This window comes from Brevibacillus brevis NBRC 100599, from assembly GCF_000010165.1.
GTDB lineage: Bacteria > Bacillota > Bacilli > Brevibacillales > Brevibacillaceae > Brevibacillus > Brevibacillus brevis_D.
In genome coordinates this window covers 2,323,114-2,335,558 of the sequence record NC_012491.1, presented here as the reverse complement: position 1 = coordinate 2,335,558, position 12,445 = coordinate 2,323,114, and the positions used below count along the sequence as shown (strand labels likewise).

Here is a 12,445-nt window from a genome sequence, read left to right as displayed (position 1 = left end):
TGGTTTGAGTCAACATGGTGGAGGAGAAGAAAAAGCACAGTTCTCTTCGACTCTGACACACCCGCAAGGGTGACTCACTGCTCGTCTCCATTTCAAAAAGGGGACCGTCGAGCCAAAGCCACCCTACGGGCGGACGTTTCTCAGGAAGAAGTGTTCGACAAGCGTGGTCCCCTTTTTGAAGTTCCGACTGGGTAGGCTTTGTCAAGGTCTACGAGCCCTGCGCTTTTTCTTCTCACTAGCTTTATTGGTTGATCGTTACCTTCTAAAAAACTTGCACTAAAAAACTTGCAAGTTCATCTCTTGAGATGTTTTCTTTCAGTCCAAGTTTTCCCTTATCATTTTTAATAAACGCCAAGAGATTTGGCGTTTTTTTAATTATTTTGCATCTACATGCCGAATCTTTTTGCGCTTTTTGCCAGCAAATCCCTCAAAAATAATATTTTCATAAAGTATTTCATTTGGTATCATTCTTGCAGAGCATATATGGCTATCGCGCTGAAAACGCATACATCCATTTAACATACTCGCGTGAAGGAGAGGGTTATATGTCCCAAAGCAACATGGAACAGCACAATCAATTGAAACGCACGATGAACAGCAGACACCTCTTTATGATTTCTCTTGGCGGCGTAATCGGAACCGGGTTATTCCTCGGATCAGGTTATACAATTAGTCAGGCAGGACCAGTTGGTGCCATTCTCTCCTATTTAGTCGGCGGCTTTATCATGTATCTGACTATGCTATGTCTGGGCGAGCTGACAGTTGCCATGCCAGTGGCCGGTTCGTTCCAAACATATATGACTCGCTTTGTTAGCCCATCACTTGGGTTTGGTGTAGGCTGGTTGTATTGGCTTGGTTGGGCCGTGACTGTTGCTTTAGAGTTGTTGTCATCAGGACTGCTGATGCAACGTTGGTTCCCTGACTCACCTGTTTGGATGTGGTGTGCGATCTTCGGTGTAGTGCTCTTCTTATTAAATGCTTTATCGGCTCGTGCGTTCGGTGAATCTGAGTTTTGGTTTTCCAGCATTAAAGTAAGCGCTATCATCTTGTTCATCATCTTGGGTGGAGCGGCGATGTTTGGCTTCATTGACCTGAAAAACGGTCAGCCTGCGCCAATGCTCACCAATTTTACAGAAAGCCCGCTTCTCCCCTTTGGAATTACAGGCTTGCTGATGACGATGATCACCGTGAACTTCTCCTTCCAAGGTACCGAGCTAATCGGGATTGCGGCTGGAGAAAGTGAGAATCCAGAGAAGACGATTCCGAAGGCCATTCGTACGACGGTTTGGCGTACCCTCGTGTTCTTCATTCTGGCGATTGCCATTGTGGCTGGGATGATTCCACACCAACAGGCGGGTGTGATTGAAAGTCCGTTTGTCGTCGTATTTGACAGCATTGGGATTCCTTATGCAGCTGACATTATGAACTTCGTTGTCCTGACAGCACTTCTGTCTGTGGCCAACTCTGGTTTGTACGCAGCAACTCGTATGCTTTACTCCCTGTCCAAAGAAGGAATGGCTTCGAAAAAGCTTGGGGCTGTAAATGGAAAAGGGATTCCGATGAACGCTTTGTTGATTACGTTTGCAATCGCTCTCTTGTCTCTTCTCTCCGGTATTTTTGCCGAAGATACGGTGTTCATGGTACTGTTGTCTATCGCTGGTCTCGGCGCACAGGTAGGATGGATCTCCATCTCCGCTTCGCAGCTCGCATTCCGTCGTCATTACCTGAAAAACGGAGGCAAGCTGGAGGATCTGAAGTTCCGTACACCTTTGTACCCTATACTGCCTTTGATTTCCTTGATCTTGAACTTGCTCGTTCTCGTGAGTCTGGCATTCGATCCAGAACAGCGCATCGCCTTGTACTGCGGGGTTCCGTTCATGATCATTGCGATCTGCGTGTATCAATTCCATTTTAAAAAGAAACTCGAAGCGTAAATCAAAAGAAAAGCTTGCAGCCCCCTTTCAAGAAGGGACTGCAAGCTTTTCGTGCTTTATATGCGATGCGTTAGGCTTGGCAATGCTACAATGAGATTCGGACAATTTCCGTAACGACTACCATGGCAAAGACTGCAAATCCAAGGGAACTCGTTACCAGCAACATGCGCTTAAGCTTTTTCATATCTTCCATAAAAATTCCCTCACTTTCTTGCGCCAATCATCTCTATCGTTATATACGTATGAACGATGGAAAATGTTTCATTTCGCCCAAAAATATTTACGATCGAGCTATTTTCTTTAGATCATTCCCGATTTGTCCGGTTTGTTGTTCCATGCGATGCAGCATCCAGGCCACCCAAAACCCGATGACCAAACAAATGGTCCACGGCAGCCATGGCGTTTGCAAACGCAGCCCGACATCGTATACCCATCCTCCCGCTACCTGTCCAAATGAACCCCCGATGGCAATCGAATACCCGTTGAAGCCGTAATAGGCGCCCACCAAGTCCTTGGGAGCAAAACGGGGAACGACATCCACCAGATTCGGAACAGCAATCATGGTACCCAGTGCAAAAAGGAACACATCCAAGAGAATGAGCCACAATGAATCGGCAAACGTGAATAAAAATAGTCCCACACTCATAAACAACGTCCCGATGCCAATCAAGGTAAGCCTTTGCGGATAACCCTCCAGCAATTGTGTCACTTTCATTTGAAATAAGATCACAAACAGCGAAAGCGCAGAAAGCACGATCCCTACATTCACCTTGCTATGTGTAACATTTTCAACAAACAGCGGAATCGTTAAAAACACCTGCATATTCAAATAATAATACCCCATCAAAATAAAGGTATATCGTACAAACAGCTTGTCCTTCACTACCGTAGACATACTTTCCCATATACTATGCCGTGTATTCGTGGCGCGAATCGGTGGGAAGAAAAAGAAGATCACGATGGTATTCACTCCGAAAACGGCCCCTGCAAACAGCGAGATGTACGTAAAATCAATAGCCGAGAGTGCTGTCCCCACGATTTGGGAACCGACAACCGCAATATTGCCTAGCACATTGCGAAGGGAGAATACTTCTTTTCGAATGGCCTCAGGTGTAATAATGGCGTAGGCAGCAGAGCAAGCAGGCTCAAACAACGCCCCACCCAAACCGGAAAGAATCGCGGCAACAAAAAAGTGCCACGTTTCGGTACAAAAAGCGAACATCGCAAAACCAACGGCACGTACGCCCAATCCGAGGAACATCGCCCCTTTGTATCCGAAGGCATCCGCGATCACACCACCTAAAAAGGCAAGACCTTGCTGGGAGAACTGTCTGACACTTAGGACAATCCCTGCCATCGCCAGAGTCCAGCCGATGCTGCCCGTCAAATACAAAGTGAGATAGGGGATTAATGCATAAAAACCCATATTCATCATAAAAGATGTACTTAACAAGAGCTTCACTGAAAAGGGCGTTTCTCGCCACCATTCCCACTTCATTCCCATACCCCTCGCTCTCCCGATAGCCCACATGAAATAAGGATATCCCCAGCTTAGCGAACAGGGTATAATTTGGGAAACGAACATTTTTGTATATGGTAATCAAATATTTAGATAAGAGGGATTCCAACTGTATGGACTTCGAACAATTACGCGCTTTCTACACATTGGCCCAAACGAAAAATTTCACCAAGGCTGCGGAAATGCTCCACTTAGTCCAGTCTACGGTGACAATGCGAATCAAGCAACTGGAAGAAAAAGTTGGCAAACCTCTTTTCATTCGTGATAAAAGAAGTGTTGAAATTACGCAAGCGGGCTTAACCCTATTACCGTATGCAGAGAGAATCCTCAAACTGTCCCATGAAGCTCTAAATGAAGTTGCTTCACTCCAGCCTTATGAAGACTATTTATCAATCGGCAGCTTAAATGCGATCTGGACTTCTACCCTCGAGCCGATCTTGAAAGAGTACCACTATCGGTATCCACAAATTGCGATCAGCACAAAGACAGGCCACTCGTCCGATGTCATCCAGTATTTGCTGGACAACGTGATTCAAATCGGAATCGTATACGTTCCCCCATCCTTACCCAACTTTGACGTCATTCCAACGTGGGATGATGAAATCGTCCTAGTGTGCTCTCCAGAGAGCCCTATTGCCGCATCTACACAGGTCAATTCGCGCGAGCTGCGCAATCTGCCGTTGCTGTACATGAATTGGGGCCCTCCGTTTAACGAGTGGATTAGACAGACACTGCCGCGTAATTATGTACCCAAGCTAACTGTAGACAAAGCGGAGCTCGCCATCGATCTGATAAAAGAAGGTCTCGGCGTGAGCTTGTTGACGCGCTCTACCGTCAAAGCCGATCTTGCGGCTGGTACCTTGAAGGAACTGATCATAACAGGCAATAAGCCTCCCAAACGCTCAGCGTACATCGTCTTGCCGAAGGACAAAAAAAATAAACCCAGCGTAGAAAAATGGCTGAGTTTAATGAGTGAATTAGGGTATTCCACCTAGCTTCATGATTATCTGGAATGAGGTACGGGGTCGACGACTGTGCTTCGTCTCCCCATCCTTTCTTCATAGCCAAGACGAAGGAGAAAGTACCAGCACATCGATAGGAAAAAGCCGGTAAGCACATCACTCAAATAATGAACGCCCAAATACACACGGCTGAACGCGAGCAATGCTACAAATATAAAAACCGCAGGCTGCACGAGCGACGACCATCTTTTCTCCGCAAACCATTGGGCAATCCAAAATGCGACCATGCAATAAAAGGCTGGTCCAATCATCGCATGACCGCTCGGAAACGAAAAGGACTCCGGCAGCTCAATCAGATTGACGCCACTCGGTCTAGGTCTGGCAAAGAACAGCTTTAAGATCTCATTTGCAACTTCACTGACACCGAGGGAAATGAGAACAAACATTGCCTCCACACGATATTTCTTTATGTATAGGACAGCGATTATAATCACCGCTACTGGTACAAGGAACATGCCTCCGCCTAGATTGGTTACCCATCGAAAAAAAGCAGTCCCAATATCCGAGCGAATCGACTCCGCAAATGCAATGGCAGCTTGATCCATACCGGCCACTTTCCCCGCTGCATAGAGGGCAAACATGATCGTAGCAAGTACTGCAAATATAAGTGCCCCGCCTACATATCTATTTTTTCTCGTTGTCGGATTCATTGTTGATCTCCTCTTTCCATCAAAAAGCGCAAGGACTCCGCAAATCGCTGATCGTCTTCACGCGTGCGAGCGGCAGGCCCCTTCGTACGACCTCCTCCGCGCCGATATCTCGCTTTTTCATTTCGTTCTTCCAAATGAAACGCAATCCGTTCTGGGTCAAAAACCATCCCGTGTGGTGTCAGGGCATGGGCCCTCTTCCCGAGAATGAGCGCCGCCAAACCAATATCTTGCGTCACCACGACATCCCCTGAACTCGTTTCATTCGCGAGCTTCATATCTACCGCTTGTGGGCCGGCATCTACCGTCACATGATTTGCGTTGCCAATTTGATGATTATAACTGGCAAAGGTCAGACAGATCCAGTCGAGCTCCTTGCACAATGCTTGGGCAGTTAAGAGTGCCTGGCGCGGACAAGCATCCGCATCGATAAGAACACGTCCTTTTGACATTGTTGCTCCTTTCGTGTGTATTTCTCTCCCCGTACGGATTCATTTTTGGTATGATGGAGGTGGAGAGGAGTGAGTTCACCTTTGCGCTATCAATTTATCCATGATGAACGGCTAGGTATACGGCTTCCCGTGCTGCATCTGGAATGGGAAGATTATTCGACTGTAGAAAGAGCGGACATGTTGCTAGAATGGGAAGAAATCCGCGCGTCCATTCCAGATCAAATACACCGGGTAGAGAAGGTTATCGTTGAGAAAACCAACCAAATGTCCGAAGAAGAAAATTTCGTCAGATCTTGCGAATTAAACAGCGAGATCCACGAATTGGCCAGTGTTATTAACGATCTTAATATATGGTTCCGTGTCCAGCAAGACCATGACACCAAAATCCATCAATAATTCGTTTGTAAAAAGCAACAGCTCCTTGGCTTCATTTCTAGCCTCGGAGCTGTTTTTTTTCGTAGGATCGCTATGCTCTTTTTCGCTTGCGACCAATTTCTAGCGCCTTCAGCCCTGCTACATGTGGCGCAGCCATCGAGGTACCATTCAGCTTTTTAAACTGATTTCCCGGCCACGTAGACAGAATATCAACTCCAGGTGCCTTCATATTTACACCCTTGCCTCTCGCACTGAACGATGCCAATTTTCCCGTTTGATCAATCGCACTAACCCCTAAGACACCATCGTACCGCGCTGGATACTCCGCTTCTCCCCCTCCGTTACCTGCCGAAGCTACCAGTACGATTCCTTGTTGATGGGCCCGACCAACTGCTCTTGCCATTGCTTCGCTATATTGGGGCATACCAAAGCTCATGTTGATCACATCCATCTTATTGGCAATCGACCATTGCAGGGCCTGCAAAATGGTCGACAAGGATGATTGGCCATCATAATCAAAAGCACGGACGTCATACAAATGGGCCTCTGGAGACACTCCGACAATTCCTCTTTGGTTCATCTCAGCTACGATGATCCCTGCGACATGCGTACCGTGTCCATTTTGTTTGCCGCGGACAAGCTGGATGCCGCCCTTTATTTGATCCTTCAAATCAAAATGATCGCGGGAGATTCCCGTATCGATGACAGCGACCTTGACGCCTGCTCCACGCCCCTTGCGCCACAATCTCTGTGCCCCGACATATCGCACGCCCCACGGGATTTCATCCTCCCCTTCCGCATGGACGCTTACGGTAATGTTCTCCTCCACCATCGCTTTGTACCTTCGAAAAAGCTCCTCATGCTGCTCAAAAATCTTTTGTTTGACACACAAGCAAGAAAGGTCATCATAGCATCGCCATGGAAGTCTCTCGGTTTTCGTCAGAACCTTGGTTTTCAAATCTGACAGTATCTCGGTAAACGGCGTATCCCGATGAAAGCTGACAATTTTCAACCCACTAGCCTCCTGTCATGCATCGTTCTGACTCATCCTATGTCACGGCTCCCCCTATGGGTTTGGGCCATTGCACAACGTTAAGCAAAATAGGCGAATAACGACGTGAATCTGTCCAAGCGAACCCCCTTGCTTTTCCATATAACTGCATAGGGCAGACGTATTCTTGTGAAAGGAGCGTTGCATCATGGCAAAAGCAAAAGGAAAAGCAGGGGCAAAAGTCAAGCTCAAGGCGAAGGGCAATCCACGTGATTTATTGAAATCCATCAACAAGAAAAGCAAGAAAAAATGGACGATGGGCGATGTCCGATCGCTGGCAAAAGACTTCTCCATGAAAGACTTGAGGGACGACAAGAAATTAAGCGAGCTGATTAAAAAAGTCAGCAAGGCGGTCGGTGTCAAATTATCCGACCAGCAAATGTCCAGTGTAAAAAAACAAGTTCACGATCGCCTCGGATAAGATAGGTCTCCCCCTTGGCTTCGCCTCTATATGGCGAAGCTTTTTTTGCAAAACAAAAGAGAGAGCGAAAAATCGCTCTCCCTCTTGGCGAAGCTTCCTAGTGTTTTCGTTAGTCGCAAGAGCAAGCTACGATAACGAGCAATACGAACAACACCAGTATTAAAGCAAAGTCGTCAAATCCTCCGTTGAACAGACTCATTCGCTTTCCCTCCTTTGCCAGCAACTAGTCATACTGTATGTGCGAATGCTCAAGGATGATTGGACCTTCGCCTATACAAAACGGTTTTTCCCGTATTTTTACACAGGTACTGGCAAATGGAGTGGAGATTAGCTCGCTTGTCTTTCAACTGGCTCTGGCAGACCGTACGGTTTTTTCATAATTTGACGCCAAAACGGAATCGTCCGTTGAATCATTGGTCCCGTTAACAGCGCTATTAGGATCGTGCCAATTGACACAGGTCCGCCCAAAGCAGCGCCTGCAAGCAGGACGGTTACTTCTATGATGAGGCGGACTCGCTGAATACTCCAGCCAAGACGCTCGTTCATCGCCAGCATGAAGCTGTCGCGCGGACCCGCTCCCAGAGAAGGAGACAAATACATCCCGATTCCGACAGCCAAAACAACAACACCTGCGAGAAACATCAAGACTCTCGCCCAGATTGATTGCACCTCAGGAATAAAATCCGACCATAAGATAAGATCGAGAAAAACGCCAAAGCAAACCATATTTAAGAACATTCCAAAATTGGGTTTGATTTTTGCCACCAAATACGTGGCGAAAATGACAACGACTCCTACGATCTGAGACCATAGACCAATCGTTAATCCAAATGTTTTTTGCAGGCCGATGTGAAAGGTTTCCCAAGGGGCTACGCCTAGATTTGCTTTAATGGCCAGTACTGTACCGAATGCACCAACAAACAAGCCAAGGACAAACATCATGTAGCGAACTGCGATCGACCGGTTAAACCCTCTGCCAGTCACGACTACTCATCTCCTGACGATGTGTGTGTTTTACTTCCAGCCTGCAATGACTTCGTAAAAAAGTCCGTCCTTCCGGTAATACGCTTCGGATTTGGAGAAGTTCAGGTAGGTCTGTGCCTCTGCAAGCTGCTCTCCCGTCAAAATGACCTGGCGCTGCTTGTTCACATCGTCTCGATATTCGACGACGAGGCTGACTGCTTCCGACTGACAATGTTGAATGAGTTCTTCTGGTGTAGTAAAAGTAATCCGCTTCATGCTCCCCCACCTCCTCGATCGTGATCATTCATTATAGCAAGGTTTATGGCTTTCTCCCATCGCTTCTCTCTCGCTTTACAGAAATGCTGCCGAGATCATCAGCCAATTGGGTAGCAGGGAAGATTTGCTGCGCCTCTGCCAACAGATCCTCCATCGAAAAATCTCCGTCTTCATCTTCATAACGTGGACTGAAGTGAGTCAGACACAATTCTTTTACGCCCGCCTCTTTGGCAATTTGAGCCGCCTCGCGTGCTGTGGAATGTCCGCTTCTGGTCGCCAGCTCCTTGTCGTGATGGGCGTAGGTCGCTTCATGGACGAGCAAATCCGCCCCTTTAGCCAGCTCCAAAACCGCTTGGCTCGGCTCTGTATCTCCACTGAAGACGATTTTGCGTCCTGGCTGCGGCTCTCCAACGAAGTCCTTTCCATCCAGAACACGACCATCCTCGAGTGTGACCTGTTCTCCTCTCTTCAACGCTCCAAATAACGGCCCTGACGGCACACCAGCCTGCTTTGCCCGCTCTACTTGAAATGCTCCTGTCTTTTCCTTTTCCATCACGGCATAAGCAAACGAAGGCACGCGATGTTTCGCCATTCGACAGCTCACCACGATCTCTTCGTCCTCGTAGATTACGCCCTCACTGACGATCTTTATTTCTAATGGATATTGCAAATGAACCGGACTTGCCTCCATGATACCTCGAAAATATCGGTCCAGCCCTGGTGGTCCGTACAGCTCTAACGGAGTCGGTTCGGTATTGCGCAAAGATCGACTCGCAAGCAGTCCGATCAGTCCGTACAGATGGTCCCCATGCAGATGAGTGATAAAGATTTTATCCAATTGACTAATTTTCATCGGGGCACGCAGTAGCTGGTGCTGCGTCCCCTCTCCGCAGTCAAACAACCACCACTTTCCTGCCTGTAAAAATCGCAAGCCGATCCCACTCACGTTTCTTCGCGTAGTGGGTGCACCTGATCCGGTGCCTAAAAATGTAACGATCACGCTATATCCATCTCCTTTGTGGCCTTCCCTCATTATGTGCCTGTCTCTATCTCTAGGCATTCACCCTTTTTTGTCTGGGCGCATAGCCTACAACATACAAAGCCTAGCAAGGAGGGACTCCTAATCATGAAACGATTTTTGGCGCTGGGGCTGGCCGCTTTTTTCGCTATGACGGCCGTTTTGACTGGCTGCTCCAGCACTCCTGAAAAAATAAGAATTGGTGAAGTGACTCGTTCTTTGTTTTACGCCCCGCAATATGTCGCACTTGAAAAAGGATTTTTCAAGGAAGAAGGGCTGGAAGTGGAGCTCTCCACCATACCCGGCGGAGATAAAGTGATGTCAGCTCTGTTATCTGGCGGCATCGAGGTCGCGCTTGTCGGCTCCGAGACCAGCATCTACGTCTCTCAGCAAGGAGCTGCCGATCCCGTTGTCAATTTTGCGCAGCTTACTCAGACAGACGGTACCTTCCTCGTCTCCCGCACCAAAATGGATGACTTTACTTTCGACAAGCTAAAGGGCAGTGTCTTCTTGGGGCAACGGAAAGGCGGCATGCCGCAAATGGTTGGAGAGTATGTACTCAAAAAGCACAATATCAATCCGCAAGGCGACCTGGAACTCATTCAGAATATCGAATTCAAAAATATTGCGTCTTCCTTCGCATCTGGTACCGGAGCGTATGTACAGCTGTTTGAGCCGGAAGCCTCCCGCTTTGAACAAGAAGGAATCGGCCATGTCGTCGCCTCTTTTGGCAAAGAGAGCGGAACGGTTCCTTACACGGTCTTCATGACAAAACAAAGCTATATCGACAGCAACGCAGCAGCTATCCAAAAGTTTACCAATGCGGTCTACAAAGGGCAACAGTGGGTTGCCAGCCACAGTGCAAAAGAAACGGCTGATGTGATAGGCAAGTACTTCGAGCAAATCGATCCAAAGATTCTGGAAACCGCTGTACAGCGTTACTTGGAACAGGGGTCCTATGCCACAGATCCCATTCTGGACGAAAAGGAATGGAACCAGCTACAGGATATCATGGATTCCGCTGGTGAATTAAAGCAACGCGCTGAATATAACAAGCTGGTAAACACCACTTTTGCTATCCAATCCAAAGAAGGGAAATAGGCCCTCATGAAGCAGATTTCTTCTACGCCGGCAAAAATAGAACTCGGCCACGTGACCCATCTTTATTTATCCACGACCAGGGCGTTCATGGCGGTCCAAGACATTAACCTGCGCGTGGAGGAAGGCGAATTCATTTGTCTGGTTGGTCCCAGCGGTTGCGGAAAGACGACGCTGCTCTCCCTCATTGCAGGGCTTGAGAAGCCGACAGCAGGCAAGGTATGGATCGACGGAAGAAAAGTCAACGGAACGTCCAGGCAAGTTGGCTACATGCTCCAGCAAGATTATTTGTTCAACTGGCGCTCCATCGAAGACAACGTGTTTCTCGGACTCGATATCCAAGGCATCCGTACCAAGGAAACAGAAGAGTACGCCCTGCATCTGCTGGATGAAATGGAGCTGTCCGATGTGCGCAAATTCTCTCCCTTGCAGCTGTCGGGTGGCATGCGGCAACGGGTTGCCCTCGTCCGAACACTCGCCTGTCAACCTGATGTGCTGTTGCTTGACGAACCATTTTCGGCATTGGACTACCAGACGAAACTCAAGCTCGAAGACTTGATCTTTTCAACACTGCGTCGGCATAAAAAAACGGCAGTCCTTGTGACACATGATCTCTCCGAATCGATTGCGATGGGCGATCGCGTCTATATCTTTTCACGCAACCCAGGACGCATCAACAGCGAAATTGTCGTACCCAGCCCGATCCGGGAAGCTCTGCCATTCGACGCCAGAAATCATGATGGATTCCAAGACTTGTTCCATCGCGTGTGGAAAGAGATGGAGGTAGTGTCTGATGCAGCCAAAGGAAATTGAATCCGTCCACCGCCGCTACTTGCAGCTAGAAAAGCGAATGAGCTTTTCCGTCTTTGCCACACAACTGTTCCTCTTTCTCGTATTTCTCGGCTTATGGGAGCTATTGGCTCGAACCAATACCATTAATGCGCTCATCTTCAGCTATCCCACCAAAATTTGGGCTCAATTTTGGTTGCAGCTGCAAGATGGCAGTCTTCTCCCGCATGTCGGCTTAACCGTATGGGAAACGATTATCGGCTTTCTCTTAGGAACCATTCTAGGAACCGTCATGGCTACGATCATATGGTGGTCCCCTTTTCTCTCCCGCGTACTAGAGCCTTACCTGGTAATAGCCAATAGTATGCCAAAGGTAGCGCTCGGTCCGGTTTTCATCGTCGGCTTTGGTCCAGGATTGCTCTCTGTCATAGCCATGGGATGCGCGATCTCGGTTATTATCACCACGATCAACGTCTACACCAGCTTCAAGGAAGTCAATCAAAATTACGTCAAAGTCGTGCAAACACTCGGAGGGAGCAAACGGCAAATCTTCACGCTCGTCATTTTGCCCGCTACCATCCCAACCCTTCTCGCAACACTGAAAGTGAATGTCGGCCTTTCGTGGGTAGGTGTTATCGTCGGAGAGTTTCTCGTATCCCAGCAAGGCTTGGGGTATTTGATCATATACGGCTTCCAAGTGTTTAATTTCACCCTGGTCATGATGAGCTTAGCCATTATCGCGGTCATCGCTACGCTGATGTATCAAGGCGTAGCCTATATAGAGCGGCGGCTCACCAGCCAGTTCAAATAGATGGCTTCTAAAAAACGGTGCCAACCATCAACCGGGGATGATTGCACCGTTTTTTCATGGACTAATATG

15 protein-coding genes are annotated in these 12,445 nt (G+C 48.0%); 7 read left to right on the top strand and 8 right to left on the bottom strand.

Going from position 1 to position 12,445, the window contains the following annotated elements:
• The first annotated feature begins 545 nt into the window (after positions 1-545).
• Positions 546-1,934 carry an amino acid permease gene (locus BBR47_RS11510; RefSeq protein ID WP_012685948.1) on the top strand — a complete coding sequence of 463 codons (1,389 nt, stop codon included), beginning with the start codon at positions 546-548 and terminating at the stop codon, positions 1,932-1,934.
• 280 nt (positions 1,935-2,214) lie between these two features.
• Here the strand turns inward: BBR47_RS11510 and BBR47_RS11505 are convergent, their stop codons facing one another.
• A complete protein-coding gene (locus tag BBR47_RS11505; protein ID WP_172801866.1) occupies positions 2,215-3,432 on the bottom strand; it encodes an MDR family MFS transporter in 1,218 nt (405 codons plus the stop codon).
• 134 nt (positions 3,433-3,566) lie between these two features.
• Between BBR47_RS11505 and BBR47_RS11500 the strand changes: the two genes are divergently transcribed.
• Positions 3,567-4,448, top strand: coding sequence for a LysR family transcriptional regulator (locus tag BBR47_RS11500; protein ID WP_012685945.1), 882 nt, complete (start codon positions 3,567-3,569; stop codon positions 4,446-4,448).
• 8 nt (positions 4,449-4,456) lie between these two features.
• Here the strand turns inward: BBR47_RS11500 and BBR47_RS11495 are convergent, their stop codons facing one another.
• Together BBR47_RS11495 and BBR47_RS11490 are read right to left on the bottom strand one after the other, a co-directional pair.
• On the bottom strand, positions 4,457-5,125 hold the full coding sequence (locus tag BBR47_RS11495; RefSeq protein ID WP_012685944.1) for a phosphatase PAP2 family protein: 669 nt from the start codon (positions 5,123-5,125) through the stop codon (positions 4,457-4,459).
• A complete protein-coding gene (locus BBR47_RS11490) occupies positions 5,122-5,574 on the bottom strand; it encodes a YaiI/YqxD family protein (RefSeq protein WP_012685943.1) in 453 nt (150 codons plus the stop codon). Before BBR47_RS11490 ends, BBR47_RS11495 begins: the two co-directional genes overlap by 4 nt.
• Positions 5,575-5,643: 69 nt before the next feature.
• Here BBR47_RS11490 and BBR47_RS11485 point away from each other — a divergent pair, with 69 nt between their 5' ends.
• On the top strand, positions 5,644-5,970 hold the full coding sequence (locus BBR47_RS11485; protein ID WP_012685942.1) for a hypothetical protein: 327 nt from the start codon (positions 5,644-5,646) through the stop codon (positions 5,968-5,970).
• Positions 5,971-6,040: 70 nt separating this feature from the next.
• On the opposite strand, the gene BBR47_RS11480 is transcribed toward BBR47_RS11485, so the two are convergent.
• Positions 6,041-6,961 (bottom strand): S8 family peptidase, encoded by a 921-nt coding sequence (locus tag BBR47_RS11480; protein WP_016739835.1) that lies wholly within the window; start codon positions 6,959-6,961, stop codon positions 6,041-6,043.
• 187 nt (positions 6,962-7,148) lie between these two features.
• On the opposite strand from BBR47_RS11480, the gene BBR47_RS11475 reads away from it, so the two are divergent.
• Entirely contained in the window at positions 7,149-7,421 is a 273-nt protein-coding gene (locus BBR47_RS11475) for a stage VI sporulation protein F (RefSeq protein ID WP_012685940.1), read from the top strand.
• A 109-nt stretch (positions 7,422-7,530) separates the two neighbouring features.
• Here the strand turns inward: BBR47_RS11475 and BBR47_RS30295 are convergent, their stop codons facing one another.
• From BBR47_RS30295 to rnz, 4 genes are all read right to left on the bottom strand, one after another.
• Positions 7,531-7,620, bottom strand: coding sequence for a YjcZ family sporulation protein (locus tag BBR47_RS30295; protein WP_100169674.1), 90 nt, complete (start codon positions 7,618-7,620; stop codon positions 7,531-7,533).
• Between the two features lie 128 nt (positions 7,621-7,748).
• A complete protein-coding gene (locus BBR47_RS11465) occupies positions 7,749-8,405 on the bottom strand; it encodes a YczE/YyaS/YitT family protein (protein ID WP_012685936.1) in 657 nt (218 codons plus the stop codon).
• Positions 8,406-8,435: 30 nt separating this feature from the next.
• On the bottom strand, positions 8,436-8,660 hold the full coding sequence (locus BBR47_RS11460; protein WP_012685935.1) for a hypothetical protein: 225 nt from the start codon (positions 8,658-8,660) through the stop codon (positions 8,436-8,438).
• Positions 8,661-8,703: 43 nt separating this feature from the next.
• A complete protein-coding gene (rnz, locus tag BBR47_RS11455; protein WP_012685934.1) occupies positions 8,704-9,660 on the bottom strand; it encodes a ribonuclease Z in 957 nt (318 codons plus the stop codon).
• A 126-nt stretch (positions 9,661-9,786) separates the two neighbouring features.
• Between rnz and BBR47_RS11450 the strand changes: the two genes are divergently transcribed.
• From BBR47_RS11450 to BBR47_RS11440, 3 genes are read left to right on the top strand one after another with little or no spacing between them, the layout of a single operon-like run.
• Positions 9,787-10,779 (top strand): ABC transporter substrate-binding protein, encoded by a 993-nt coding sequence (locus tag BBR47_RS11450; RefSeq protein ID WP_012685933.1) that lies wholly within the window; start codon positions 9,787-9,789, stop codon positions 10,777-10,779.
• Between the two features lie 6 nt (positions 10,780-10,785).
• The gene (locus BBR47_RS11445; protein ID WP_012685932.1) at positions 10,786-11,589 is read left to right on the top strand and encodes an ABC transporter ATP-binding protein; all 804 of its coding nucleotides are present in this window, start codon (positions 10,786-10,788) and stop codon (positions 11,587-11,589) included.
• Positions 11,570-12,376, top strand: coding sequence for an ABC transporter permease (locus BBR47_RS11440; RefSeq protein WP_012685931.1), 807 nt, complete (start codon positions 11,570-11,572; stop codon positions 12,374-12,376). Before BBR47_RS11445 ends, BBR47_RS11440 begins: the two co-directional genes overlap by 20 nt.
• Positions 12,377-12,445: the final 69 nt, after the last annotated feature.

Coding starts and splice junctions, on each gene's coding strand:
- BBR47_RS11440 (WP_012685931.1), top strand. CDS start 11,570: ATGCAGCCAAAGGAAATTGAATCCGTCCACCGCCGCTACTTGCAGCTA.
- BBR47_RS11500 (WP_012685945.1), top strand. CDS start 3,567: ATGGACTTCGAACAATTACGCGCTTTCTACACATTGGCCCAAACGAAA.
- BBR47_RS11445 (WP_012685932.1), top strand. CDS start 10,786: ATGAAGCAGATTTCTTCTACGCCGGCAAAAATAGAACTCGGCCACGTG.
- BBR47_RS11510 (WP_012685948.1), top strand. CDS start 546: ATGTCCCAAAGCAACATGGAACAGCACAATCAATTGAAACGCACGATG.
- BBR47_RS11450 (WP_012685933.1), top strand. CDS start 9,787: ATGAAACGATTTTTGGCGCTGGGGCTGGCCGCTTTTTTCGCTATGACG.
- BBR47_RS11460 (WP_012685935.1), bottom strand. CDS start 8,660: ATGAAGCGGATTACTTTTACTACACCAGAAGAACTCATTCAACATTGT.
- BBR47_RS11505 (WP_172801866.1), bottom strand. CDS start 3,432: ATGAAGTGGGAATGGTGGCGAGAAACGCCCTTTTCAGTGAAGCTCTTG.
- BBR47_RS11495 (WP_012685944.1), bottom strand. CDS start 5,125: ATGAATCCGACAACGAGAAAAAATAGATATGTAGGCGGGGCACTTATA.
- BBR47_RS11490 (WP_012685943.1), bottom strand. CDS start 5,574: ATGTCAAAAGGACGTGTTCTTATCGATGCGGATGCTTGTCCGCGCCAG.
- BBR47_RS30295 (WP_100169674.1), bottom strand. CDS start 7,620: ATGAGTCTGTTCAACGGAGGATTTGACGACTTTGCTTTAATACTGGTG.
- BBR47_RS11475 (WP_012685940.1), top strand. CDS start 7,149: ATGGCAAAAGCAAAAGGAAAAGCAGGGGCAAAAGTCAAGCTCAAGGCG.